Annotated in this window: 22 protein-coding genes and 3 rRNA genes; 2 read left to right on the top strand and 23 right to left on the bottom strand. The window is 40.2% G+C overall.

All coding sequences use genetic code 11. The annotated features are described in order from the left end of the window. Window positions 1-31: 31 nt before the first annotated feature. From rsmA to metG, 5 genes are all read right to left on the bottom strand, one after another. Complete coding sequence (gene rsmA, locus LGQ02_RS00290) at window positions 32-907, bottom strand: 16S rRNA (adenine(1518)-N(6)/adenine(1519)-N(6))-dimethyltransferase RsmA (protein ID WP_226518170.1); 876 nt, start codon at window positions 905-907, stop codon at window positions 32-34. Beyond that, window positions 900-1,472 (bottom strand): ribonuclease M5, encoded by a 573-nt coding sequence (gene rnmV, locus LGQ02_RS00285; RefSeq protein WP_226516301.1) that lies wholly within the window; start codon window positions 1,470-1,472, stop codon window positions 900-902. Before rnmV ends, rsmA begins: the two co-directional genes overlap by 8 nt. 193 nt (window positions 1,473-1,665) lie before the next feature. Continuing rightward, window positions 1,666-2,868, bottom strand: a complete 1,203-nt coding sequence (locus tag LGQ02_RS00280; RefSeq protein WP_226516300.1) for a resuscitation-promoting factor — start codon at window positions 2,866-2,868, stop codon at window positions 1,666-1,668. 219 nt (window positions 2,869-3,087) lie between these two features. After that, window positions 3,088-3,855, bottom strand: coding sequence for a TatD family hydrolase (locus LGQ02_RS00275; RefSeq protein WP_226516299.1), 768 nt, complete (start codon window positions 3,853-3,855; stop codon window positions 3,088-3,090). Window positions 3,856-4,332: 477 nt separating this feature from the next. Then, window positions 4,333-6,333: a methionine--tRNA ligase gene (gene metG, locus LGQ02_RS00270; protein WP_226516298.1), complete on the bottom strand. Its 2,001-nt coding sequence runs from the start codon at window positions 6,331-6,333 to the stop codon at window positions 4,333-4,335. 891 nt (window positions 6,334-7,224) lie between these two features. On the opposite strand from metG, the gene LGQ02_RS00265 reads away from it, so the two are divergent. After that, a complete protein-coding gene (locus LGQ02_RS00265; protein ID WP_226516297.1) occupies window positions 7,225-7,512 on the top strand; it encodes a transition state genes transcriptional regulator AbrB in 288 nt (95 codons plus the stop codon). Between the two features lie 45 nt (window positions 7,513-7,557). Here LGQ02_RS00265 and rsmI read toward each other — a convergent pair whose 3' ends face one another. The 10 genes from rsmI to LGQ02_RS00215 all read right to left on the bottom strand — a co-directional run bounded on the left by rsmI (window position 7,558) and on the right by LGQ02_RS00215 (window position 14,841). Then, the gene (gene rsmI, locus LGQ02_RS00260; RefSeq protein WP_226516296.1) at window positions 7,558-8,442 is read right to left on the bottom strand and encodes a 16S rRNA (cytidine(1402)-2'-O)-methyltransferase; all 885 of its coding nucleotides are present in this window, start codon (window positions 8,440-8,442) and stop codon (window positions 7,558-7,560) included. Further along, window positions 8,420-8,707, bottom strand: a complete 288-nt coding sequence (locus tag LGQ02_RS00255; protein ID WP_226516295.1) for a GIY-YIG nuclease family protein — start codon at window positions 8,705-8,707, stop codon at window positions 8,420-8,422. The genes rsmI and LGQ02_RS00255 overlap by 23 nt, the downstream gene beginning before the upstream one ends. Beyond that, complete coding sequence (locus LGQ02_RS00250; protein WP_226516294.1) at window positions 8,694-9,428, bottom strand: tRNA1(Val) (adenine(37)-N6)-methyltransferase; 735 nt, start codon at window positions 9,426-9,428, stop codon at window positions 8,694-8,696. Before LGQ02_RS00250 ends, LGQ02_RS00255 begins: the two co-directional genes overlap by 14 nt. Before the next feature lie 195 nt (window positions 9,429-9,623). Then, the gene (yabA, locus tag LGQ02_RS00245) at window positions 9,624-10,028 is read right to left on the bottom strand and encodes a DNA replication initiation control protein YabA (RefSeq protein ID WP_226516293.1); all 405 of its coding nucleotides are present in this window, start codon (window positions 10,026-10,028) and stop codon (window positions 9,624-9,626) included. Window positions 10,029-10,043: 15 nt separating this feature from the next. Further along, complete coding sequence (locus LGQ02_RS00240; protein ID WP_226516292.1) at window positions 10,044-10,871, bottom strand: PSP1 domain-containing protein; 828 nt, start codon at window positions 10,869-10,871, stop codon at window positions 10,044-10,046. A 1-nt stretch (window position 10,872) separates the two neighbouring features. Then, the gene (gene holB, locus LGQ02_RS00235) at window positions 10,873-11,859 is read right to left on the bottom strand and encodes a DNA polymerase III subunit delta' (protein ID WP_226516291.1); all 987 of its coding nucleotides are present in this window, start codon (window positions 11,857-11,859) and stop codon (window positions 10,873-10,875) included. A gap of 33 nt (window positions 11,860-11,892) precedes the next feature. Then, on the bottom strand, window positions 11,893-12,222 hold the full coding sequence (locus LGQ02_RS00230; protein WP_226516290.1) for a cyclic-di-AMP receptor: 330 nt from the start codon (window positions 12,220-12,222) through the stop codon (window positions 11,893-11,895). A 158-nt stretch (window positions 12,223-12,380) separates the two neighbouring features. Further along, the gene (tmk, locus tag LGQ02_RS00225; RefSeq protein WP_226516289.1) at window positions 12,381-13,019 is read right to left on the bottom strand and encodes a dTMP kinase; all 639 of its coding nucleotides are present in this window, start codon (window positions 13,017-13,019) and stop codon (window positions 12,381-12,383) included. A 12-nt stretch (window positions 13,020-13,031) separates the two neighbouring features. Continuing rightward, window positions 13,032-14,525 (bottom strand): aminotransferase class I/II-fold pyridoxal phosphate-dependent enzyme, encoded by a 1,494-nt coding sequence (locus LGQ02_RS00220; RefSeq protein ID WP_226516288.1) that lies wholly within the window; start codon window positions 14,523-14,525, stop codon window positions 13,032-13,034. An 88-nt stretch (window positions 14,526-14,613) separates the two neighbouring features. Next, complete coding sequence (locus LGQ02_RS00215) at window positions 14,614-14,841, bottom strand: sigma factor G inhibitor Gin (protein ID WP_226516287.1); 228 nt, start codon at window positions 14,839-14,841, stop codon at window positions 14,614-14,616. Between the two features lie 311 nt (window positions 14,842-15,152). On the opposite strand from LGQ02_RS00215, the gene LGQ02_RS00210 reads away from it, so the two are divergent. After that, window positions 15,153-16,715, top strand: a complete 1,563-nt coding sequence (locus LGQ02_RS00210) for a BCCT family transporter (RefSeq protein WP_226516286.1) — start codon at window positions 15,153-15,155, stop codon at window positions 16,713-16,715. 138 nt (window positions 16,716-16,853) lie between these two features. Here the strand turns inward: LGQ02_RS00210 and rrf are convergent. The 8 genes from rrf to dnaX form a co-directional block, all read right to left on the bottom strand. Further along, window positions 16,854-16,970: ribosomal RNA gene (gene rrf / locus LGQ02_RS00205) — 5S ribosomal RNA — on the bottom strand. 83 nt (window positions 16,971-17,053) lie between these two features. Continuing rightward, window positions 17,054-19,989: ribosomal RNA gene (locus LGQ02_RS00200) — 23S ribosomal RNA — on the bottom strand. A 290-nt stretch (window positions 19,990-20,279) separates the two neighbouring features. Further along, window positions 20,280-21,834, bottom strand: a 16S ribosomal RNA gene (locus tag LGQ02_RS00195). The 16S, 23S and 5S rRNA genes sit together here, the layout of an rRNA operon. Window positions 21,835-22,246: 412 nt before the next feature. Beyond that, window positions 22,247-22,513, bottom strand: a complete 267-nt coding sequence (locus tag LGQ02_RS00190; protein WP_226516285.1) for a pro-sigmaK processing inhibitor BofA family protein — start codon at window positions 22,511-22,513, stop codon at window positions 22,247-22,249. 109 nt (window positions 22,514-22,622) lie between these two features. Then, the gene (locus tag LGQ02_RS00185) at window positions 22,623-22,838 is read right to left on the bottom strand and encodes a YaaL family protein (protein WP_226516284.1); all 216 of its coding nucleotides are present in this window, start codon (window positions 22,836-22,838) and stop codon (window positions 22,623-22,625) included. Between the two features lie 11 nt (window positions 22,839-22,849). Continuing rightward, a complete protein-coding gene (recR, locus tag LGQ02_RS00180; RefSeq protein ID WP_226516283.1) occupies window positions 22,850-23,446 on the bottom strand; it encodes a recombination mediator RecR in 597 nt (198 codons plus the stop codon). A 149-nt stretch (window positions 23,447-23,595) separates the two neighbouring features. Further along, window positions 23,596-23,907: a YbaB/EbfC family nucleoid-associated protein gene (locus tag LGQ02_RS00175; protein WP_226516282.1), complete on the bottom strand. Its 312-nt coding sequence runs from the start codon at window positions 23,905-23,907 to the stop codon at window positions 23,596-23,598. An 89-nt stretch (window positions 23,908-23,996) separates the two neighbouring features. Next, window positions 23,997-25,709: a DNA polymerase III subunit gamma/tau gene (gene dnaX / locus LGQ02_RS00170; protein ID WP_226516281.1), complete on the bottom strand. Its 1,713-nt coding sequence runs from the start codon at window positions 25,707-25,709 to the stop codon at window positions 23,997-23,999. Between the last annotated feature and the right edge of the window lie 11 nt (window positions 25,710-25,720).

The raw sequence follows: 25,720 nt of genomic DNA, 5'->3' as shown, positions 1-25,720 counted from the left end.
ACGATAACTTATGCGAGAAGGCCGTCGAATGCTACTTATTTGGAAAATGTACGAATAATCTATGACTTAAAAGCGCGAACTCATCCATAGATAGTGATTCACCTCTACGTTTTGGGTCAATTCCCGCTTCTAACAAATACCCTTCGATCTCTGATTTTCCAGCGTTAAAATGTTGTGATAAATTGTTTAGGATCGTTTTTCTCCGTTGCTTAAATGACGCTCTAACCAAATCGAAGAAGAATGTTTCATCAGGTACATTTACTGGTGGTTCATCCCTTAATGTAAGGCGTAAAATGGCTGAATCAACATTAGGCTGGGGAACAAAAACACTCTTAGGTACAGTAAAAACTGTTTTTGCTTCTGCATAAAACTGAGTAGCAATCGATAAAGAACCATAATCCTTCGAGTTTGGTTCGGCTGCGATTCTTTCAGCCACTTCCTTTTGAATCATCACGACTATTGTCCGAACAGGAAGCTTCTCTTCTAATAACTTCATCAAGATTGGTGTCGTTACGTAATAAGGTAAGTTGGCTACAACTGCTAAATCCTTATTTTGATCGAACTCCTCATCAATAACTTCCTTTACGTCTGCTTTTAATACATCTCGGTGAATGACTTTGACGTGATGGTATGGTGAAAGTGTCTCATCTAAAATTGGAAGTAGTCGTTGATCAATCTCAAAAGCGACGACCTTTTCCGCTCGTTTGGCAATTTGTTCTGTTAAAGCCCCTATTCCTGGCCCTATTTCAATGACCCCAGAAGAGTCTTTTAAGTCAGCTGCTTTTACTATTCTCTCAAGGACATTTGTATCAATGAGGAAGTTTTGACCTAAACTTTTCTTAAATGAAAAACCATATTTTTGTAATATTTCTTTTGTTCGTTTCGGGGTAGCGATATCTTTATTCATCATGTTGCTGCTCCCTTTCTATTTGTTGTAAAGCAGTTATAAATTCTTTTTTTGTTACTCTGAACTGCTGTAATCGTTTTAATAATTGTTTTCCGTTTGAATAGCCAATTTTTAAGAGAACCCCTAACCTTTCCCTTTTCTGTTTTGACCCTTTACCTGCAAGTAGACCTGCCGTTATTAAATCACTTTGAGTAATCAATGTTGTCTCTTCTGTAGTATAAGAAGGTTTGGCTTCTTTAAGCGCGTTATATAAATCTTCATTTGAAGCATGCTCCACACCAACTTTCTTCTTCCGTACATCAATTGCTGCCTCTTTTGGTAAAAATGCATGCTTACAACCAGGTACAGCTTGGTCAATCGTTTTACGAATTTTCTCTCCAGGAAAATCGGGATCTGTAAATACAATCACACCACGACGTTCTTTTGCTAATTTGACTTGCTGAATAACAGAATTACTGACAGCAGAGCCATTTGTTTCAATTGTGTCACAGTCTATCGTTTTTTGAAGGGCATTTGTATCACTCTTCCCTTCAACGACAATCATTTCTTTAATATAGGGCTTCATACTTAATCCTTTCTCTTATGCTTCCAATTCATTTATGTTTATTTTTAGAGAGTTTGAAACTTTATTCTGTTTCATACGTCTAATATATAGAAGATGATACCATAAGAAGCCGATAAACAACACGTACGAATAAAGCAAAGATACCCTTTAATAAGACAAAAGAAAAAACACAGAGAAAGCCTCTGTGTTTATACTAATCTACTATTCTAATTTGGACAGATCTCCTACCAAAAGCAGTGGCATCACTACGGTTTGGCATAAAAATATCAATTTTATTTCCTCGGATCGCTCCACCAGTATCTGCAGCAAGGAACGTCCCGTACCCTTTCACTTCTACTCGCGTTCCAAGCGGAATGACATTCGGATCAACTGCTATGACATTTGCATTGGGGTTTTCCCTTAAGTTAATGCCTGTGGCAGTAATCCCAGAGCACCCGTTACAATATGCTGTATATGCAGTTGCATTAAATGTTTGCCAACTTCCGTCACTTGAAGAAGATGATGAGTTATCACGAGAAACAGTAGGCGTCGGGTTTCGAGTACCGACTGCAACAACTCGGTCTTCACTTTCTTTTACGACCTCTTCTTTTATAAGTTCTCTAGATACTTCTTCTCCATCTTCAAAAATAACTTCATAATGCTTTTCAACTTTACCTTCTTGTCCGCCTTGAACAACTTTTTCTGAACCTCGATTTAACGAAGAGTCGTTTCGGGTTACTGTTGCATAATCAATGGTTTCCTCAACAACATCGGTGACCTTTTCCACACGAACCACTTGAACCTCCGCCTCTTTATTAAGAGCCTTATCAGTTGCAGGTTCAACACGGTCTAATTCATCGAGAGTAATCTCTTCTCTTTCTAAAAGATCAGCGACCGTTGTCGAAGTCGTCCAGACTTCTTGTTCTTCTCCATCACTTGTTAAAGTAACAAGAAAAGCTTCCTCATATTTAACCTTTGTATTTGCTGTTAATTCATCATTCAGTGAAGGTTCAATAACATCATGTTCCTTCACTTCAACGCCTATTTCGACCATTAACTCTTGAACAGTCGAAGCGATCGTCCAAACTGTTCTCATATCGCCTTCTAGGTTTACGACAATTTGCTGTGCAGGTATATATACAATTTTCATAGCTTCTGTGATTGCTGTGTCTAAAGTTGGTTCGATATAATCATGTTCTCCAACGTCTATTCCTTGTTTCTTTAAAACTTCGCCTACAGTAGATGCATGAGTATAAATTGTTTCTTCTTTCTCTTCTGCTTTAACGGTAACTGATGTCTTTGTTACTTCGTATATCGCAAATCCTACCATACTCATGATTACTAAGAGACCTACGCTGGATATGGCAATTTTCCTCCAAGAAAAACTGGAAAGAAACTGCTTCATCCATTGATTCATGGTTGAACCCCTCCCTCAGAAACCGAATTATACCCTTAACTCACCACCTTGTCAATGAAAGTATGAGGACACTTTCCTAGATATTATGATATAAAGAGAGAGAATAGGAAAGGAAAAACTATCGACAACACTACTATATGCACCGTTAGGACATTGTAGAACGAGAGAAAATAAGACTTTAATCGGACATGTTTATTCACATTTCGAGGAAATCTTGTATCAAATTAACCCGAAAAGTTTTTGCGCATTTTTCGTTGTTTCGTTTGCAAAATCTTCATAACTCATCTCACGAAGCTCTGCTATTTGTTCAGCTACTAGTTTGACATAGGCAGGTTCATTTCGTTTACCACGATAAGGGTGTGGTGCAAGAAATGGTGCATCAGTCTCGATCAATAAACGATCTAGTGGGACTTCTTTTGCTACTGCCTTTGGCAGCTTTGCATTTTTAAACGTAACAAGACCTCCAAATGAAATGTAAAAGTTCATATCAAGACATTCTTTTGCAATCTCCGCATCACCACCAAAACAATGCATAACCCCACCAACCTCTTGTGCATTTTCCTCTTTTAAAACTTCAACGATGTCTGCGTGAGCTTCACGGTCATGAATAATAATTGGTAAATTTACTTTCTTCGCTAAATGGATTTGTTTTCTAAATACTTCCTTTTGCACATCCTTTGGTGATTTATCCCAATGATAATCTAACCCTGTTTCACCGATAGCGACAACTTTTGGATGAGCAGACAACTCTTCAATCCATTGAAGATGACGATCTTCTAAATCAATTGCATCAACTGGATGCCAACCAACTGCTGCATATAAGAAGTCGTACTTTTCTACAAGGTCCATCGCTTTAAGGATCGTTTTTTCATCAAATCCGACAACGACCATATTTTCTACGCCTGCCTCTTTCGCTCGTTCAATGACTTCTTCAACATCTTCTTCGTACTGATCTGCATTTAAATGAACATGTGTATCAAATAACATCGTAATGCCTCCTAATTATCATTCGAATCATTTGTAAATTTTCAGTCTTGTACCAATTTCTTCTATATAAGCTGTTAATTAAAATAGGCTAACGCTCTGTTATTGTTGATTATGTATCTCCGCTATCGGCGGACACTTTCGCCTCTAGGCACATGTGCGACATCCGTTCATGCAACACTTCGTTCTCATTCACGGTGTCTTCTTTGTAGCTGCGTCGAGGTAGCGCGTAGCTTACTCGTGAAGTTGGTGCTTGTGCTAGAGTTGCCGCCTATCGCTCGTCCCAACCTATCTACACCAACATTTCATTTCTTTTATCAACTAAAAATAGAACAAAACCTTATTTTAAAGAGTTCCGTTACACGAAAAATAAATAAAGAAAGCTGCCTCGGTTAAGCCTACTTTTCATACTCTTTCCAAAACCTTTCTTTGTATGAAATAATTAGCCAAAAAAACGAGACAGCTTCTTTTATAACGTTATTACTTTACTTGGGAGCCGTTTGGTAACGAGCTTTCTACTGTTGCAAGTGTTAAATCATCATTGTTAGATCCTGCTAGAATCATTCCTTGAGATAATTCGCCACGAAGTTTAACAGGCTTTAGATTCGTTACACAAATCACTTTTTTTCCGACGAGCTCTTCAGGACTGTAATATTTTGCAATTCCTGAAACGACTTGGCGTTTTTCAAAGCCTAAATCAAGCTGGATTTTTAATAACTTATCTGCTTTTTTCACTTTTTCAGCTTCAATTATTTCTGCTACACGAAGGTCTACCTTTGTAAAATCATCAATTGTAATTTCATCGACTTCTGGTGCTTCCATTGCTTCTTCCTCTTCCTTTTTGTCTTCTTCAGTAATAACTGTGCCACCCATTGTTTCAACGATATGTGCGACTTCTTCTTGTACGTCAAGGCGCGGGAAGAGTGGTTCACCTTTTTTAACAACTCTTGTGCCATTATTTAATTGACCGAATGATTGAATGGATTCCCATGTCGTTTCACTTTCAGAAATACCAAGTTGCTGCCAAATCTTATTTGGAGTTTCCGTCATAAAAGGCTGGATTAAGATTGAAATATAACGTAGCGATTCAGCTAAGTGATACATAACTGATCCTAACTGTTCTTTTGCATCTTCATCCTTCGCAAGAATCCATGGTTGGGTTTCATCAATATATTTATTCGTGCGACTAACTAATTGCCAAATAGCTGTTAATGCCACAGAGAATTCCATATCTTCAAGTGCCTTTTCTACTTTATCAACCGTTGCATTAACTAATTCGACAAGGGACTCGTCAAATGGCGTAGCATCCTTTACATAATTAGGGATTTCACCATCGAAATATTTGTTGACCATTGCAACCGTTCGATTTAATAAATTTCCTAAGTCATTAGCAAGATCATAGTTTACCCGCTCCACAAAGCCTTCAGGTGTAAAGACACCATCAGAACCGAATGGAACTTCACGTAGTAAGTAGTAGCGTAAAGCATCAAGCCCGTAACGATCAATTAATGGGACAGGATCAACGACATTGCCTTTTGACTTTGACATTTTACCGTCTTTCATTAACAGCCAACCATGACCAAACACTTTTTTCGGGAGTGGTAAATCAAGAGCCATTAGCATAATTGGCCAATAGATCGTATGGAAACGGACAATTTCTTTTCCTACTAAGTGGACATCAGCTGGCCAAAATTTATGGTACTTTTCGTCATTGTCACTACCATAGCCTAATGCTGTAATATAATTTGATAACGCATCGATCCAAACATACACAACGTGCTTCGGATCTTTATTGACTTTAACACCCCAGTCAAAAGAAGTTCTAGACACAGCTAAATCTTCAAGGCCTGGTTTAATGAAGTTATTAATCATCTCATTTTTACGGGCTTCAGGCTGAATGAATTCTGGGTTTTCTTCGTAAAACTTAAGAAGTCGATCAGCATATTTACTCATACGGAAAAAGTATGATTGTTCTCTTACCTTTTCTACTGGGTGGCCGCTATCAGGGCTTTTTCCACCAATAATGTTGCCATCATCATCATACTCTTTGTCGACAAGCTGTGTCTCTGTGTAGAACGTTTCATCAGAAATTGAGTACCAGCCTTCATATTCATCTAAATAAATGTCGCCTTGTTCTAACAGCTGATCAAAGATTTTAGCGACAACTTTCTTATGACGATCCTCTGTTGTACGAATAAAGTCGTCATAAGAAATATCAAGCTTCTTCCATAATTGTTGAATATCAGCTACGATATCATCAACAAATACTTGAGGAGTTACTCCCTTTTCTTTTGCTTTTTGTTCAATTTTTTGTCCATGCTCATCTGTTCCTGTTAAATACGTCACATCATATCCACGCATACGCTTATAACGAGCCATCGCATCTCCTGCAACTGTCGTATACGCATGACCAATATGAAGCTTTGCACTTGGGTAATAAATTGGCGTTGTAATATAAAACGTCTTTCTCTCTTCTGACATTAACTTTTCCTCCTTCACTGCATAACCTTCTTTTTATATTGTTCCAACAATCATCCTGCTTCAAACGATAGAGGTGGCAAAAGGTCATAAAACGACAAAAAACCCCCGTCCGACCATGGGACGAGAGTATACTCACGTGGTACCACCCAAATTCACTGTCATCAGCAAAAAGACAGTCTCGAGTAGCTGCAAAGAATGAATCTATGCAACAACCCCAAGTAACGCTAGGGAACGTTTCCCCCTTACGTAATCATTTCAATACGCTCGAAGGAAATCTTCTCAATGGACCATATTCAAAAGTTTTGTTCATACCAGTTTTCAGCTTCCCTGGCTCTCTGTCATGAACATCCCCTTTTACTCATCCTATCATCGAAGAAAAAGGTTTATTCAAGTTTTACCTATGTTCAAAATATACCGAAGCCATTTCGTCCTGTCAAGTTTAGGAAATGAATTGTAATATCTCAAAAACACGTTACATTTTTAACCAAATAGGGTATACGTTGGATATAGAACAATTTTTTTACTAATTGGAGGGGTTATTTCTATAAAATAAAAAAATAAATTTAACCCACTTATTTGGCATATGTTTGTCGAAAAATTGATAGTATACACTACAAAAGTTTGAGCTTAGAAAACATGATATGTTTTGTTATTTTCTTTGTTTCATAGGTTTATTGATTATAATAAATTTAATCAAACAGTTGGTGTGACTAGTCCTTTAGTGATTGTTGCATATATATATCTACTAAAAAATTTTATATTAAAACAAAATGTAATTGACTTCTTTTGGAAATGTTGGTATTCTAAAGTGGTAGAGAAATTTGTCGAAAGATGACACTTTATGACAAAGAGATGATAAATTTTACTTAATCGGGAGGAGAAATCACTATTATGAAATCTACTGGGATTGTACGTAAAGTTGACGAATTAGGACGTGTTGTTATACCAATCGAACTACGTCGTACATTAGATATTGCAGAAAAAGACGCTCTTGAAATTTATGTCGATGACGACCGAATTGTACTTAAAAAATATAAACCAAACATGACTTGTCAAGTAACTGGGGAAGTTTCTGATGACAACTTGTCAATTGCTGATGGTAAAATTATTTTAAGTCCTAATGGTGCAAAAGAAATTGTCAAAGAACTTGAGAGCTACATCTCAAAACAAGAGAAATAAATAAAGAAGCTAGACGAAGACAATTAGTCTACGTCTAGCTTTTTCTTATTGTTGCTCATCAACATGATATACTTGATAAACATCTCTTTTTTTTACGCCTCGATCTTTGGCAGTCTTTTTAATCGCGTCCTTAGAAGATTCACCTTGGTCAATATAAACGTCAACGTGAGCTTTTGTCGATAAATTTTCCCACCACTGTGGTTCAGTAGCATCACTCACTTCTTCTTCTGATGCTCCTTCAATCACGAGAACACATTCCCCTTTTATACCCGATTGCTGAATATCTTCAAGTATTTCCATTGTTCGCCCTCTCATAATCGTCTCGAATTGTTTTGTCAATTCTCGACACAAAGCAATATTTCGATCGCCTAGTACATCATTAATTGATTGTAATGTTTCTTTTATACGATGGGGGGCTTCATAAATAATCAATGAACTTTTTGTCAGTTTCCATTGCTCTAAAATTACATCCTTCTCTTTCTTTTTCCGATTTAAAAATCCTAAAAATGTAAATGCCTCAGTGGAAAGCCCTGATGTAATAAGTGCACATAATGCAGCGTTTGCCCCAGGTAAAGGAATAACAGATAAATTTTCTTTAATACATCTTGATGCTAAATCAGCTCCAGGATCTGAAATAGCTGGCATTCCTGCATCACTAACTAAAGCGATTATTTGCCCGCTTTTTATTTTTTCAACTAACTCAGTTTCCCGCTCCCGTTTATTATGCTCATGGTAGCTAATTAATGGCGTATCGATTTCAAAAGCATGACATAGTTTTTTCGTATGCCTAGTATCTTCTGCCGCAATAAGGTCGGATGTTTTTAAAATGTCAACTGCACGATATGTCATGTCTTGCAAGTTACCTATCGGTGTCGGAACAAGATACAAGGCTCCTCCTGTCTCTCCTTTATAGCTTCTTTGAATGTTCATGTTTTTCCACCTTCTTATCCTTTATTAATACGAGTTTCTCCGAACGCGACAATTGTTTGATCTCATGTTCCCTTTGTAATGCTTCCGTCTTTGTCGAAAAACATTCTTCATGGACTAGAAGAAGAGGCGATCTCCCTCTCGTATATTTTGCACCTTTTCCTTGCTCATGCATCTTTAATCTTCGTCCGACATTTGTCGTATATCCTGTATAAAACGTATTATCCTTGCATTTCAATATGTACACAAAGTGTTTACGATCGTTCATAATGGTCTTGAAACTCCTTCGTATATCTTTGTCCGTCTTCATATACAAAAAATGGCGCTAACGTTTTTAACCCTTGTCTTCCGTCTCGAACACCTTCAATAAAAACCATATTCGCTTCTTTACCTGCCTTCGGGTGTACATATTGAATTCGTTTTGGCTCTACTTTATACATTCTCATTAATGAGACAATATCAACGATCCTCTCGGGACGGTGAACCATCGCAAATTTTCCGTATGACTTAACAAGTCTTGAAGCTATACGTATAATATCTTCTAACGAACAAGCAATTTCATGTCTTGCAAGTGAGACACGCATATTCTCATTTTTGCCCTTTTCTGCCGTCACAGGAAAATATGGCGGGTTGCATGTTACGACATCGTATTTCCCCCAACTAACTTCTGAGTTTAGCAATGTAATATCCTGATTCACCATACGAATTTGTTCTTCTAGTTCATTATACTGAATGCTTTTATTTGCTAACTCGCATAATGGTTCTTGAATTTCGACACCAAGGATTTCAGCATTTGTTCGAAGTGACATCATTAATGGAACTGCTCCATTTCCGGCACATAAATCAATGACCTTACCCTTAGAAGGAAGTGTCACAAATTTCGCCAGCAAAACAGCATCCATCGAAAAGGAGAAAACATCGCTTCTTTGATAGATATAACGTCTTTTTCCTGGCATGTAATCGATTCGTTCATATTTATTATCAACCATTTTTCCTTATCCTTTTCTAAAAAGTTATTTTTTGAAATGATTAGTAAAAATCACTAAAAGAAAATGCTGATTCAATTCTGTTAATACCCCTTCTCATCATAGCAAATTAGCACTTCATTTGCAGATCGTTCTAGGGAACTAACAGTTGAACCAGCATTATATATTTCATGTTCTATAAGATACGAATAATGTTATTTACTTCTTATTCGTTTTCGTAACTGTTCCTTTATTTAAGAAGGATAGACAAAATAAGCAATCTCCTTCTTGACGTATACTGCCATAATGATAATTACAAATGTGAAACCCTTCTTGATACAGACGTGCTAGGTTATCATATCCTTCTCCAAAATCACCTTTTACACGGCTTGTTGTTTTTTCATCTGCTTTTTCATTATTGACTGTTTCTTTCTCTTCTTGTTCTTCTGCTTGAACCGTTTCCTTATTCATGCGAGTTCGTAAATTCTCATTTTCCATTTGCAAATGATGGTTCTCTTCAAGAAGAAGAGCCAATTGTTCTTTCAGCTCTCCTAACTCATGGTGAAGACCACCTATTCGTTCTTCCATTTGGCTGACACGCGTGAAGATTTCCTTTTTATTCACGATTCCCACACCTCATTATTTCGTGGTTTCCGTGGTGATGGCTCCTTCATTCATGAGCTCATCTAACGTATATTCAATCACTCGTTTTGATTCAAAAAGCTCGACCTGAACAAGCCGCTCTAACATATTTAAACCTACAACTTTTCCTTTTCCATAGCTTGTGTTCATTTCTTCATTTAAATCTGGTAACTCTTTTTTCGCTGTTTCATACATATCATTTTCATATTTTAAACAACACATGAGTCTTCCACACAAACCGGAAATTTTTGTTGGATTTAATGATAGGTTTTGGTCCTTTGCCATTTTAATCGACACAGGCTCAAAATCCCCTAAAAATGTCGAACAACAAAGCATGCGGCCACAAGGACCTATGCCGCCTAGCATTTTCGCCTCATCTCGTACCCCGATTTGACGCAATTCAATGCGGGTACGGAAGATTGACGCTAAATCTTTTACAAGTTCACGGAAATCTATCCGTCCATCAGCAGTGAAATAAAAGAGCACTTTATTTCGGTCAAACGTATATTCAACATCAACAAGCTTCATATCTAAGTTATGCTCATTGATTTTACTTAAACATACGTCATACGCCTTTTGTGATTCGTGACGGTTTTCTTCCACGATGAGCTTGTCCTTCTCATTTGCAAGCCGAAGGACATTCTTTAGGGGAAGAACGACATCCTTTTCGTCAACTTCCTTTATTCCAATGACAACTTTACCAAACTCGATACCACGAGCGGTTTCTACGATGACATAGTCATCAACTTTTATATCTATCTCACCGGGTGAGAAATAATAGATCTTCCCGGCTTTTTTAAACCGAACACCTACTACTCGATGCACGTTATCCCTCCTGTAAACGAAGGAGCAATTGCTCCATTAATAGCTGGGGAGCGGTATTTGCATCCAACCTTCTTTTCGCATCCATTACCGCCTGGAGGTTTGCTCCCAGCTTTCTCTGACTTTGCTTCAAAGCATGCTCTTGAAGCTTTTCCAGTTGATCTATATAAACAATCTCGTCCTCTTGATTGACTTGTATACGCAACACATCTCTATACCAGATCATCATTAGATCCAATCCAATTTGCATATCCTTTTTATTTTGGAAAAAAGATATCCATCCATCTTGCAAAGTAATGAAAGCGTATTTTGGACGCAAATAAATCTCATCAATTAATTGTATCACTTTGTTTCTTCCATGTGCAATCCAATTCTCTTGGCAAAACTGTTTCGCTTCATCCATATCCGCTGTTATTTGCGCGACTGTTCTCGCTTCCGTTTCATTAATTCCATCCTTTACCAGACGATCTATTAAACGATCTGGGGAGAGAGGGGAAAATGTTAACGTTTGTGATCTAGAGACAATCGTTTTTATAACTTGATGATATTGCGTTGTCATTAAAATTGCTAGTGACTCTCCACCTGGTTCTTCTAAAAATTTCAATATGCTGTTAGCTGCTGCTACCGTCATCTTTTCAGCATCTTCCACAAGGTATACTTTTTTTGTTGATTCCATTCCTCGATAACTAAATTCTTTTTTTAGCTGACGAATTTGGTCAACTTTTATAGATTGCCCATCAGGACGAATGAAGTGAACATCTGGATGGTTTCCTGATGTCACGCGCTTACATTCTGCGCACATTTGACATGGTTCTACCCCATCCCTATTTGTACAAAAGAAAGCTTTTGCTAACATCAACGCAACATCTTTCTTCCCTGTACCACGGCTGCCTTCAAATAAATAAGCATGTGCTAAACGTTCTTTCTTTAAACTGTTTGTCAGCATCTTAACAACGGTGGGTTGTATTTCTTCTAATTGCTCCCAAGACATCGATTTTCCACCTTTTATACTTCATATCTTAATTTAAAACTTTTCAAATTGCTCAACAGGCAAAACAAATACAGTCGCTCCACCAACTTGAACTTCAACTGGATATGGCACGTAAGAATCTGCGTTGCCTCCCATTGGTGATATTGGTGCAACAAGCTGCTCTCGCGACTTACAGTTATCCTTGATGATTTGGAGAACATCTTCTAGGTTTTTATCTTCTGTACCAATCATAAACGTTGTGTTTCCTGATTTTAAAAATCCACCGGTACTTGCCAATTTTGTTGCTCGATAATCATTTTCAATGAGCGCATCTGACAAACGGTTACTATCTTTATCCTGCACAACAGCCATAATTAACTTCATTCGTTTCTCCTCCTCACATTCTTAGATCAATAAATTTTAAAAAAGAGCGATGGTCCAATTCTTTTAAGATTGCTAATATATGAAAGTGTATTTATTATATAGTGTATTATAACAAGAAACAAACGTTGCGTGAGAATTATCAACAAATGAATATATTTTTATCTTGAATTCGTTTTATTTAAGTAATGGTTAATAACCTTCATCGTACGATCCACCACTTCATCAAGTGGTTGTGCACCATCAATCGTTTGAATTCGGATTGGTTCTTGTTTAGCTAACGTTAGATACGCATCACGAACCATTAAATGAAAATCAATCTTTTCTTGATCTAATCGGTTATATTCCCGACCTTTATGTTCTTCAATTCGTTTCAAGCCTACTTCTGGTTCGATATCAACATAACAAGTTAAATCTGGCATTAATCCACCTGTGGCAAACAAATTCATTTGGCGAACTTCCTCTACCCCAATGCCTCTTGCAACTCCTTGATAAACGAGACTACTATCAATAAAACGATCACAAAGGACAATGCACCCCTCATCTAACTTCGGAGTCACAGTCTCGACCAAATGCTGCCTCCTTGCCGCTGCATAAAGTAGCGCTTCCGTCCGTTCATCCATTTCTGTATGATCTGGATTTAAGATTACATCGCGTACTTTTTCTGCAATTACACTACCTCCTGGTTCTCTAGTCGCTATAACTTCATACCCTTGGTTTATTAACTGCTCTTTTACGGACTGTAGAACTGTCGTTTTCCCAGCTCCTTCTCCACCTTCAAATGTAATAAATACACTCACTTCACATTCTCCTTATCTATGTAAATTAACGACTCGTATTCCTTGCCTTATCCAATCATCACCTGTTTGAAAATAACCACCATTAACCTTGTAGTTCTCCAAATGGTAACAGTGCTCTTCTGTAATGATTTCCCCTTTACAAATAAGTGGTACACCTGGAGGATAAGGCGTAATCGTTTCAGCTGCCACATACCCGACTGCTTCTTTGTACGGGATATGTCTACTTGTAAACGTGCTTAATTGATTTGATGAGAGCACCGCTTCTGAAACTCTCGTCCGCTTTTGTAAAACAGATAAAGTGTCAAGTGAACGAGACTCTACTTCTTTCATTTCGTCTAAAAAAACAGTCTTCACTCTTTCTAAACTTTTCGGATCTACATCCCTTGATAATGGTAAAGTAAATAAAACGTGTTTAGGTGTTGTAAATTCTGGATATACATTCATTCTCTCAAGTTTCTTCCCCCATTCATACCCCGTTTGTTTATTTATGGAAGTAAACAAAATCTTTAAAGGATCTTGCGTATAATTGTCTATTTTCTCCGACGAAGTAATCCACCCATCCCCTTTTTTAAAGGAGTGTTTAAAGGTTAATGCAGTATTTGTTATTTCATCGCTATGTTTTAATTTTGCCTCTGCTAAATATGCTCTTGCTAAATCTAACGAAGCTAATAATGGATAAGAAGGGCTACTTGATTGTAAAACCTTTAAATAGTATTTAATTTGGTCAAGATCAACACGATCATTTTGTTTATGTAAAAATGATGTCATTGTCATGGCAGGGAGCATTTTATGTGTCGATTGCACAACAACATCTGCTCCAGCCCTTATCGCTGATTCAGGCCAGTGCTCCCCTTCAAAAACTAAGTGTGCTCCATGAGCTTCATCAACTAATACAGGGATATTTTGTTCATGGGCAATCGTAATATGTTCCTTTAGTAATTGACCGTACCCTTCATATGTTGGGTTTGTTAATAGCAATGCTCTCGCATTTGGGTATTGCTTTACGGCTTTTTTCACCGTTTCTACTGATACACCGAGTGGAAGCTCTGTATTAGCATCGATATCGGGCTCTAAAAAAACTGGTTTTGCTCCACTTAATTCAATTCCATGAAAAATTGACTGATGACTGTTTCTTTGAACAAGTACGTACTCTCCTGATTTTACAGTACTCAAAATCATGGCAAGATTACCTACCGTTGTTCCACCCACTAAAAAGAAACTTTCATCCACACCATATAAGGCTGCAGTTAACTGCTGTGCTTCGAAAATAATTCCACTAGGATGGTGTAAATCATCCATTCCAGAAATTTCAGTAACATCAATTTGTAAGATCGATCGAAAAAGGTTTTGTCCATTTTCATGAAAAAGCTTACCATTTTTATGTCCCGGGACATGAAACGAATGAGCGTGGGCTTTTGCATGTTTCATTAAATGATCAAATAAGGGGGTTTTAGATTGATCCATATTTATACCAACCTTCTCATTAATACTCCCATCATTATACAAAACATCCTCTTGTTTATATAGTTATAAGAACAACCAAATTAAAAAATGCCAAGCTTTGGATCAAACGCCTGGCATTCTTCTCTACATTTTAATGTAATCGTCTACTGTTTATAGGAATTAGTTGGTCTCTTACCTTCCTCAGTTGTTCAACATAATGTTGATAATCATCATCCTCTGCAACACTTTCAACAACATTTTTCTCACAGTTTTTACAAATAAAGTAGGTTAATAAATGAATTCCTTTCTGTTTTTCCTCTTTACAAATCAAGCATTCTTGTGAATGCTCCTGTTTCTTTTTGTCTAACATACTCTCCATCGTTTCTCCACCTCCACCTATATTATGGCCGAGAACGAACAACTCTATCCTTCTTTTCTATGAAAATAGGATGATTTACTATATGCATGACATTTCGTCCTTGTTCCCATATAATCTTACAATTTCAATTACTTCTGCATCCTTAAACCATTATATGAACCCTCAAGAAAATCGTTCGCGTCCTTTTTACGACTCTTTCATTGGTTGAATATATTATTGGTCTCCGTTGCATAATACAAACAGTTACAACAGATATAAAACTATTACTTACCCATATGAAATTAAAATTTCAGAATTAAAAGGAGACTGTTATGAACAACAAGAATTTAATTGATTGGCCAACATTTATTGGAGCATTAGCTATTTTAATATTAGTAGCTGTACCACTAATTGCTGTTCCTGAGTTTGGAGACATGGCCGTATCAGCTGCTAATACCTTTGTTACTTATAACTTCGGGGTCCTATATTTAATCATAGGAATGGTTCTCTTTATCTTCCTAATTACAATTGCATTTAGCCAATATGGTCGAATTGTCCTTGGAAAAAAAGGGGCAGAACCTGAATTTAATACTTTAACATGGGCAGCAATGCTATTTGCTGCAGGGATTGGTTCGAGTGTCCTTTATTGGGGAACGATCGAGTGGGCATTTTACTATCAATGGCCACCATTTGGTGTAGAACCTGGGACAAGAGAAGCGATCCAATGGGCTGTTACATATGGAATATTTCACTGGGGGCCAATTGCGTGGGCGATTTACTGCTTACCTGCATTACCCATCTCCTACTTTTTTTACGTAAGAAAACGACCTGTTTTAAAGGTGAGCGAAGCCTGTAGACCTGTTCTAAAAAAATATGCAGATGGCCCAGTTGGAACCATTGTAGATGTCTTATTCATGTTTGGATTATTAGGGGGTGCTGGGACAACAATGGCGCTTGCGACACCTTTAATAGGTGCAGGCGTTAGTCATTTTACAGGAATTGAACCAGACATCGTATTATTTACAATTATCTTGGCAATCGCAACAACGATTTTTGCTATAAGCTCTTATACTGGGCTTAAAAAGGGAATTAAAATGTTAAGTAATTTAAACTTGTGGCTATCCTTTTTCTTGTTAGGTTTCGTATTTATCGTTGGACCTACTGTTTTCTTAAGTAAGTCCATGGTAAATAGTATAGGGCTCTTAACTGATAACTTCTTTCGTATGAGCATGTGGGCTGAGCCTTTTAAAGATTTAGGTCCTTTCGAACGAACAGGCTTCCCAGAAGACTGGACTATTTTTTATTGGGCTTGGTGGCTTGTATATGCTCCATTTGTAGGTTTATTTGTTGCACGTATTTCTCGTGGTAGAACAATTCGAGAGATGGTTGTTGGGACCCTTGTTTATGGCACTGTCGGTTGCTTACTTTTCTTTGGAATCCTCGGTAATTACGGACTATATCTTGAACTAAGCGGACAATACTCTGTAATAGAAACGATGAATAATGTTAGTACAGAAGCAGCAATTATTGGCACAATTGCACAACTACCTTTAAGCCCTATCCTTGTTACAACCTTTGTTGTGTTAGCGCTTGTCTTTCTTGCAACAACGTTTGATTCTGGATCATACATTTTAGCTTCTGTTACTCAAAAAGAAATTGACGATGAACCACTTCGCTGGAACCGAATGTTCTGGGCTATTATTTTAGCAACACCGTCGATTATTCTTATGTACTTAGGCGGGCTTGAAACATTACAAACTGCCAGTATAGTTGGTGGATTTCCACTCATTTTTATAATGGCTATGCTTGCCGTTTCCTTTAAACGTGCCGTTAAAGCAGATATGCCAAAAACATTTGGAACGAAATATTATATCTACCCCGATGAAAGTGAATAAATACCGGAGAATCCACCGCCATTGGCGGTGGATTTTTTAAAATCTAATATGAAAATTTTCTTGATTTGTTCATCACTTTCTTGATTTGTCTTTTTTTCACACAGAAAAAGACACCCTCTTTTGAAGGTGCCTTTGGTTGCCCAGCAACGTCCTACTCTCACAGGGGGAGATCCCCCAACTACCATCGGCGCTGGAGAGCTTAACTTCCGTGTTCGGCATGGGAACGGGTGTGACCTCTCCGCTATCGTCACTGGACTTATGAAATTGAGAAGTATTGTACTCTCAAAACTAGATAACAATTGACTGATGACCTTCGGTCTGAAGGTTAATGTAATACTTTGGTTAAGCCCTCGATCGATTAGTATCTCTCAGCTCCACGTGTTGCCACGCTTCCACATGAGACCTATCAACCTCATCTTCTCTGAGGGATCTTACTCACTTGACGTGATGGGAAATCTCATCTTGAGGGGGGCTTCATGCTTAGATGCTTTCAGCACTTATCCCGTCCACACGTAGCTACCCAGCTATGCTCTTGGCAGAACAACTGGTACACCAGCGGTGTGTCCATCCCGGTCCTCTCGTACTAAGGACAGCTCCTCTCAAATTTCCTACGCCCGCGACGGATAGGGACCGAACTGTCTCACGACGTTCTGAACCCAGCTCGCGTACCGCTTTAATGGGCGAACAGCCCAACCCTTGGGACCTACTTCAGCCCCAGGATGCGATGAGCCGACATCGAGGTGCCAAACCTCCCCGTCGATGTGGACTCTTGGGAGAGATTAGCCTGTTATCCCCAGGGTAGCTTTTATCCGTTGAGCGACGGCCCTTCCATACGGTGCCGCCGGATCACTAAGCCCGACTTTCGTCCCTGCTCGACCTGTATGTCTCGCAGTCAAGCTCCCTTATGCCTTTGCACTCTGCGAATGATTTCCAACCATTCTGAGGGAACCTTTGGGCGCCTCCGTTACTTTTTAGGAGGCGACCGCCCCAGTCAAACTGCCCACCTGACACTGTCCCTGAACCGGATCACGGTCCGAGGTTAGAATTCCAGTACAGCCAGGGTAGTATCCCACCGACGCCTCCACCGAAGCTAGCGCTCCGGCTTCCAAGGCTCCTACCTATCCTGTACAAGCTGTACCAAAATCCAATATCAAGCTACAGTAAAGCTCCATGGGGTCTTTCCGTCCTGTCGCGGGTAACCTGCATCTTCACAGGTAATATAATTTCACCGGGTCTCTCGTTGAGACAGTGCCCAAATCGTTGCACCTTTCGTGCGGGTCGGAACTTACCCGACAAGGAATTTCGCTACCTTAGGACCGTTATAGTTACGGCCGCCGTTTACTGGGGCTTCAATTCAGAGCTTCTCCCTAATGGGATAACCCCTCCTCTTAACCTTCCAGCACCGGGCAGGTGTCAGCCCCTATACTTCGCCTTGCGGCTTGGCAGAGACCTGTGTTTTTGATAAACAGTCGTTTGGGCCTATTCACTGCGGCTCTCTCGGGCGTAAACCCTAATAGAGCACCCCTTCTCCCGAAGTTACGGGGTCATTTTGCCGAGTTCCTTAACGAGAGTTCTCCCGCGCGTCTTAGAATTCTCTTCCCGCCTACCTGTGTCGGTTTGCGGTACGGGCACCAGTCACCTCGCTAGAGGCTTTTCTAGGCAGTGTAGGATCAGGAACTTCGCTACTAAAATTTCGCTCGCCATCACAGCTCAGCCTTACGGTAAGCGGATTTACCTACTTACCAGCCTAACTGCTTGGACACGGACATCCAATGCCGTGCTTACCCTACCTTCCTGCGTCCCCCCATTGCTCAAATGGTGACGTGGTGGTACAGGAATTTCAACCTGTTTTCCATCGCCTACGCCTTTCGGCCTCGGCTTAGGTCCCGACTAACCCTGAGCGGACGAGCCTTCCTCAGGAAACCTTAGGCTTTCGACGGAGGGGATTCTCACCCCTCTTTTCGCTACTCATACCGGCATTCTCACTTCCAAGCGCTCCACCCATCCTCTCGGTTGAGCTTCAACGCCCTTGGAACGCTCCCCTACCACTGTCCGTAAGGACAATCCATAGCTTCGGTGATACGTTTAGCCCCGGTACATTTTCGGCGCAGAGTCACTCGACCAGTGAGCTATTACGCACTCTTTCAATGGTGGCTGCTTCTAAGCCAACATCCTGGTTGTCTAAGCAACTCCACATCCTTTTCCACTTAACGTATACTTGGGGACCTTAGCTGATGGTCTGGGCTGTTTCCCTCTTGACTACGGATCTTAGCACTCGCAGTCTGACTCCCGAGGATAAGTATTTGGCATTCGGAGTTTGACTGAATTCGGTAATCCTGTGGGGACCCCTAGTCCAATCAGTGCTCTACCTCCAATACTCTTCCCTCGAGGCTAGCCCTAAAGCTATTTCGGGGAGAACCAGCTATTTCCGAGTTCGATTGGCATTTCACCCCTACCCACACCTCATCCCCTCACTTTTCAACGTGAGTGGGTTCGGGCCTCCATCCAGTGTTACCTGGACTTCACCCTGGACATGGGTAGATCACACGGTTTCGGGTCTACAACCACGTACTCATTCGCCCTATTCAGACTCGCTTTCGCTGCGGCTCCGTCTCTTCAACTTAACCTTGCACGTAATCGTAACTCGCCGGTTCATTCTACAAAAGGCACGCCGTCACCCATTAACGGGCTCCGACTACTTGTAGGCACACGGTTTCAAGATCTCTTTCACTCCCCTCCCGGGGTGCTTTTCACCTTTCCCTCACGGTACTGGTTCACTATCGGTCACTAGGGAGTATTTAGCCTTGGGAGATGGTCCTCCCAGATTCCGACGGGGTTTCACGTGTCCCGCCGTACTCAGGATCCACTCCGGAGGAAACGAAGTTTCGACTACAGGGCTTTTACCTTGTCCCGCGGACCTTTCCAGGTCGCTTCATCTACTCCGTTTCTTTGTAACTCCGTATGGAGTGTCCTACAACCCCAAGAGGCAAGCCTCTTGGTTTGGGCTAGTTCCGTTTCGCTCGCCGCTACTCAGGAAATCGCATTTGCTTTCTCTTCCTCTGGGTACTAAGATGTTTCAGTTCCCCAGGTCTGCCTTCTCATACCCTATGTATTCAGGTATGGATACCACCTCATTACAGGTGGTGGGTTCCCCCATTCGGAAATCTCCGGATCAAAGCTTACTTACAGCTCCCCGGAGCATATCGGTGTTCGTCCCGTCCTTCTTCGGCTCCTAGTGCCAAGGCATTCGCCGTGCGCCCTTTCTAGCTTAACCACTAAATTGTGGCGTCATATTAACCTTCTAAGACACTCGGTTGTACTCTGTCGAATCCATTACTGAATCCGTTTCAAACAACCGGTGAAGATCAATCAGTCTATATCTGTTATCTAGTTTTCAAAGAACAACGACGCACAGGATGTGCTAGCTTCGGCGTTATCGCAGGACGCGATGTCTTTAGCCGAAGTTCCTTAAAATCCTTACGTCTTGAGAGATAAAAAATAACCTCTCAAAACTAAACAAAAAGCGCAAACGATCGATAAAGTAATGAGCTAATAGCTCCTTAGAAAGGAGGTGATCCATCCCCACCTTCCGGTAGGGATACCTTGTTACGACTTCACCCCAATCACCTGTCCCACCTTCGGCGGCTGGCTCCAAAAGGTTACCGCACCGACTTCGGGTGTTACAAGCTCTCGTGGTGTGACGGGCGGTGTGTACAAGGCCCGGGAACGTATTCACCGCGGCATGCTGATCCGCGATTACTAGCAATTCCGGCTTCATGCAGGCGAGTTGCAGCCTGCAATCCGAACTGAGAATGGCTTTATGGGATTCGCTCAACCTCGCGGTCTCGCTGCCCTTTGTACCATCCATTGTAGCACGTGTGTAGCCCAGGTCATAAGGGGCATGATGATTTGACGTCATCCCCACCTTCCTCCGGTTTGTCACCGGCAGTCACCTTAGAGTGCCCAACTAAATGCTGGCAACTAAGGTCAAGGGTTGCGCTCGTTGCGGGACTTAACCCAACATCTCACGACACGAGCTGACGACAACCATGCACCACCTGTCACTCTGTCCCCCGAAGGGGAAAGCCCTATCTCTAGGGTTGTCAGAGGATGTCAAGACCTGGTAAGGTTCTTCGCGTTGCTTCGAATTAAACCACATGCTCCACTGCTTGTGCGGGCCCCCGTCAATTCCTTTGAGTTTCAGCCTTGCGGCCGTACTCCCCAGGCGGAGTGCTTAATGTGTTAACTTCGGCACTAAGGGCATCGAAACCCCTAACACCTAGCACTCAACGTTTACGGCGTGGACTACCAGGGTATCTAATCCTGTTTGCTCCCCACGCTTTCGCGCCTCAGCGTCAGTTGTAGGCCAGAAAGTCGCCTTCGCCACTGGTGTTCCTCCACATATCTACGCATTTCACCGCTACACGTGGAATTCCACTTTCCTCTCCTACACTCAAGTCCCCCAGTTTCCAATGACCCTCCACGGTTGAGCCGTGGGCTTTCACATCAGACTTAAGAGACCGCCTGCGCGCGCTTTACGCCCAATAATTCCGGACAACGCTTGCCCCCTACGTATTACCGCGGCTGCTGGCACGTAGTTAGCCGGGGCTTTCTGGTTAGGTACCGTCAAGGTGCCGCCCTATTCGAACGGCACTTGTTCTTCCCTAACAACAGAGCTTTACAATCCGAAGACCGTCATCACTCACGCGGCGTTGCACCGTCAGGCTTTCGCCCATTGCGGATGATTCCCTACTGCTGCCTCCCGTAGGAGTCTGGACCGTGTCTCAGTTCCAGTGTGGCCGATCACCCTCTCAGGTCGGCTACGCATCGTCGCCTTGGTAAGCTCTTACCTCACCAACTAGCTAATGCGCCGCGGGCCCATCTTACAGTGTTAGGATAAATCCCAACTTTTACAATAGAGTCATGCGACTCTATTGGTCATCTGGTATTAGCCCCGGTTTCCCGGAGTTATCCCAGTCTGTAAGGCAGGTTGCCCACGTGTTACTCACCCGTCCGCCGCTGACCTCATAAAAGTAAACTTTTAATTGGTCCGCTCGACTTGCATGTATTAGGCACGCCGCCAGCGTTCGTCCTGAGCCAGGATCAAACTCTCCAATAAAGTGAGTTTGATGTCTCTGACATCATAAAAAAAATTTCATTGACGGGATATTTTCATATCCCATTTCGCTTGGCTTTTTGTTTAGTTTTCAAAGGTCAATCTGTTGCCGCTATTATTCGAGCGACTCAACTAGTGTAACATTTGCAAAATTAAGTGTCAATAACTTTTTTTAAAATGTTTTTTGTTGTAGTCATTTATGCAGCGACTTAAATATCATATCATTCCATTGCCATTCAGTCAACAACTTTTTAAAATGTTTTTTACAGTTAACAAAGTTGTTTTTTGCGACAAGTAATAATATATCACTGCTAAAAAATAAAGTCAACAGACTTTTGATATTTCCTTCAAAAGTTGTCGACATCTTTTTTTCTGGCCTACTTAATGAACTCAATAGTGATAATCCCTCAGATTTTTATGGAATTAAGAGCACATCAGCAAAAATTAACGCTACGATACCAGGTACGCCTAAAAATCCAGATACTGCAGCTGTAAATAGGTTAATCGGTAAGCTATACCCCAACAATGTTCCAAATGCATTCAGAAAAAAAAGTAGGAGAGCCCCAATTAATAACCGTACTGCCCCTTGTCCTATCCAACGTAACGGTTTCATTGGCGCACCTAAAATTAATAGTAAAAAAATGAGGGAACCTAATAATGAAATAACAAGTACGGGTTCCATGACGTAACCTCCTTTATATTGCTAGTCCTTTATGACAAGCTCTACAAAAGTGTATGTGCATGGATTTTGAAATAGTACACATCTCTACTTATCTTTTCTTTTAAATTTATTACTTTAATTGAGTTTTTCGGCACCTTGCTTCCTTAAGCAAAAATAAATACTTAGCTTTTTCTATTTTTGCAAGGTACTCAATCTCTCGATGGTAACCTATACTTCCACTTATAAGAGAGTGTTGTTGGTCGGACTTTTTCTTTATTTTATCCAATAATATGAGGAGCTGATGATCCTCATGTTTTCTTAGTTTACCTTTTTTACGAAAGAACATCCTTCTCCTCCTTATAGCTCTCTTCGTCCTTCTATTGCCTTTGATAAAGTCACTTCATCGGCATATTCTAAGTCCCCACCTACAGGTAAACCGTGAGCAATTCTTGTTACTTTCATCCCTGTTGGTTTAATAAGGCGAGAAATATACATTGCAGTTGCTTCTCCTTCAATATTAGGATTTGTTGCAATGATCACTTCTTTGACTGTTTCATCTTGGAGACGTTTTAATAAGTCTGGAATATGAATATCTTCAGGACCGATACCATCAACTGGTGAAATCGCTCCGTGTAAAACGTGATAAAGACCTGAGTATTCTTTCATTTTTTCCATCGCAATAACATCTTTTGCATCTTGGACAACACAGACCACCGACGCATCTCGTGATTTATCATCACATATTCGGCAAGGATCAGTATCTGTAATATGATGACAAACAGAGCAATATGTTAGTTGACGTTTTGCGTTTACTAGTGCTTTGGCAAAGTCTAGCACATCATCTTCTTTCATATCTAAGACGTGAAATGCTAAACGAGCTGCTGTCTTCGGACCGACACCAGGTAAACGCATAAAGCCTTCAATTAATTTTGATATTGGCTGAGGATATTGCATTATCATTTCCCCTTTTTTCTCATCTGTTTAACCTAATAAATGTTCATATGGTCACGATTTTTTCCATCGGTATATATAATGATCCTTCTCATAGAAAAGACTTGGCGATAAAACCAAGTCTTTGTCGTACAATTTATTTCATTCGATCATTAAAACATTCCTGGAATGTTCATTCCTTTTGTGAATTTACCCATTCTTTCGTTTACTAATTCATCAACTTTCGTTAAAGCTTCATTTGTAGCTGCTAAAACAAGATCTTGAAGCATTTCTACATCATCTGGATCAACTGCTTCTTCATTAATCTCAATATCTAAAATCTTCTTTTCACCGTTTGCTACTACTTTAACCATTCCACCGCCAGCTGTCGCTTCAATCGTTTCTTCCTTCAACTGCTCTTGTGCTTTTGTCATTTCTTTTTGCATCTTCTGCATTTGCTTCATCATGTTACCCATATTTTTCATATTCAATCTCCCTCTCTTTTCATGGTCTTCAGATTAATTACTATTAGTTTAACAATTTTTATAGAGATTTTAAGCGAAACCACTTAGAATTACTCTTTTATTTCAACTAAATCTTCACCTAAAAGCTTTACTGCTTCATCGACTACAGGGTCCTCTTGGTTACTTTCGCTTCCTTCTTCTCCAGGATCTGAGCTTTTTTGTTCTTTAACAAACGACTCTTTTGTTTCTTCCCAATGAACAGATAGTAAAGCAACAAATGATAGTGGGCGCTGTAATACACTTGATAATACTTCTTCGATGATTTGCCTGAATTTATTATCTATCATATCACGGTGCATTTCGTTTTTAAACGCTAGTACGCAATCGTTTTCTGAACAAGCAACAGGTTTACAATCATTCAACCAAGCTGAGGCTGGAACACTTCTTTTTTTCACTTCTTCCATTACTTGCCCCCATCGACTATGAACCATTTGTAAGTGTTGCTTTGTCGCTAACTTCAACATTTCCTTGACTCGTCCAATTTGCACACGACTTTTACCGCTTGCTTGGACAGGGCGCGGCTTTGGACGCGATCGTTGTGCTGCTGGTTCTTCACTTTCTTGGGTAGCCGTATTTGGAGCATTTTGTAACTTCATTTCAAGCTGTTTAATTCTGCGTTCAAGAGCTTGGATTGTTTCACTTTGATCAATTGCTTCTTCATTTGCTGGACTAGTATTAGGTTGAGTATGGCAGGATTGGACGATAAACATTTCAAGAAAAACTTTTGGATGATTCGTCCACTTCATTTCTTGTTGAAACTTATTGAGCCGTTCCATCACATCGTAAATCCAGTCTTTATCAAGGGAATCAGCTAATTGCTTAAACTGATCATCTGCTGATACCCGCTGGATAGATTCTTCAAGTTGAGGTGCAGCTTTATACATTAAAATATCTCTATATAAGAAAATGATGTCTTCAATAAACCTGCTCGGATCCTTTCCTTCACGTACAATTGTATCGATCGCTTTAAGACCTGTTCCAACATCACTATCTTTTAAAGCATTAGCAACATCATACAATAATTGATGGGAGACAGCCCCAGTAATAGACAATACATCTTGAAGGGTCACTTCTTCATCAGCATACGATATCGCTTGATCTAATATACTTAACGCGTCACGCATTCCACCTTCAGAAGCTCTTGCAATCATTGCTAAAGCTTCCTCTTGTACTGATATGTGTGAAGCTTCAATAATTTCTTCCATCCTTGTTATCATTGATTGCGCAGTAATTCGCTTGAAATCAAATCGTTGACAACGAGAAATAATGGTTAACGGAATTTTATGAGGTTCAGTTGTTGCTAAAATAAAGATCACATGCTTCGGAGGTTCTTCTAATGTTTTAAGAAGGGCATTAAATGCACCTGTAGAGAGCATATGCACTTCATCAATGATATAAACCTTATAACGAACAGCACTTGGGGCAAATTTGACTTTGTCTCGTATGTCACGAATTTCATCAACCCCATTATTACTAGCCGCGTCAATTTCCATGACATCAACAATGGAACCGTCTTGGATTCCTTTACATGCAGTACACTCATTACAAGGTTCGTCGACAGGTGCCTTTTCACAGTTAATCGCTTTTGCAATAATCTTTGCAGCACTTGTCTTCCCTGTTCCCCTTGGACCCGTAAATAAATAGGCATGGGAGAGCTTTTGTTGAATTAATGCATTTTTTAGCGTTTTGGTGATGTGCTCCTGTCCGACGACATCTTTTAACGTTGCAGGTCTCCATACCCGATAAAGCGCTTGATAGCTCATGTAGCGCACCC

The organism is Bacillus shivajii (genome assembly GCF_020519665.1).
Lineage (GTDB): Bacteria > Bacillota > Bacilli > Bacillales > Salisediminibacteriaceae > Bacillus_CA > Bacillus_CA shivajii.
Note: the sequence above shows the minus strand (reverse complement) of the source record. Positions and strands in the feature narration are given on the sequence as shown.

What these genes read in the sequence shown, in the direction of transcription:
- LGQ02_RS00280 (WP_226516300.1), bottom strand. Translation starts at nt 2,868, where the DNA reads ATGAATCAATGGATGAAGCAGTTTCTTTCCAGTTTTTCTTGGAGGAAA.
- LGQ02_RS00265 (WP_226516297.1), top strand. Translation starts at nt 7,225, where the DNA reads ATGAAATCTACTGGGATTGTACGTAAAGTTGACGAATTAGGACGTGTT.
- LGQ02_RS00230 (WP_226516290.1), bottom strand. Translation starts at nt 12,222, where the DNA reads ATGAAGTTAATTATGGCTGTTGTGCAGGATAAAGATAGTAACCGTTTG.
- recR (WP_226516283.1), bottom strand. Translation starts at nt 23,446, where the DNA reads ATGCAATATCCTCAGCCAATATCAAAATTAATTGAAGGCTTTATGCGT.
- LGQ02_RS00185 (WP_226516284.1), bottom strand. Translation starts at nt 22,838, where the DNA reads ATGTTCTTTCGTAAAAAAGGTAAACTAAGAAAACATGAGGATCATCAG.
- LGQ02_RS00210 (WP_226516286.1), top strand. Translation starts at nt 15,153, where the DNA reads ATGAACAACAAGAATTTAATTGATTGGCCAACATTTATTGGAGCATTA.
- LGQ02_RS00175 (WP_226516282.1), bottom strand. Translation starts at nt 23,907, where the DNA reads ATGAAAAATATGGGTAACATGATGAAGCAAATGCAGAAGATGCAAAAA.
- metG (WP_226516298.1), bottom strand. Translation starts at nt 6,333, where the DNA reads ATGTCAGAAGAGAGAAAGACGTTTTATATTACAACGCCAATTTATTAC.
- rsmA (WP_226518170.1), bottom strand. Translation starts at nt 907, where the DNA reads ATGAATAAAGATATCGCTACCCCGAAACGAACAAAAGAAATATTACAA.
- rsmI (WP_226516296.1), bottom strand. Translation starts at nt 8,442, where the DNA reads ATGAACATTCAAAGAAGCTATAAAGGAGAGACAGGAGGAGCCTTGTAT.
- LGQ02_RS00250 (WP_226516294.1), bottom strand. Translation starts at nt 9,428, where the DNA reads ATGGTTGATAATAAATATGAACGAATCGATTACATGCCAGGAAAAAGA.
- LGQ02_RS00255 (WP_226516295.1), bottom strand. Translation starts at nt 8,707, where the DNA reads ATGAACGATCGTAAACACTTTGTGTACATATTGAAATGCAAGGATAAT.
- holB (WP_226516291.1), bottom strand. Translation starts at nt 11,859, where the DNA reads ATGTCTTGGGAGCAATTAGAAGAAATACAACCCACCGTTGTTAAGATG.
- LGQ02_RS00190 (WP_226516285.1), bottom strand. Translation starts at nt 22,513, where the DNA reads ATGGAACCCGTACTTGTTATTTCATTATTAGGTTCCCTCATTTTTTTA.
- LGQ02_RS00275 (WP_226516299.1), bottom strand. Translation starts at nt 3,855, where the DNA reads ATGTTATTTGATACACATGTTCATTTAAATGCAGATCAGTACGAAGAA.
- rnmV (WP_226516301.1), bottom strand. Translation starts at nt 1,472, where the DNA reads ATGAAGCCCTATATTAAAGAAATGATTGTCGTTGAAGGGAAGAGTGAT.
- dnaX (WP_226516281.1), bottom strand. Translation starts at nt 25,709, where the DNA reads ATGAGCTATCAAGCGCTTTATCGGGTATGGAGACCTGCAACGTTAAAA.
- LGQ02_RS00215 (WP_226516287.1), bottom strand. Translation starts at nt 14,841, where the DNA reads ATGGAGAGTATGTTAGACAAAAAGAAACAGGAGCATTCACAAGAATGC.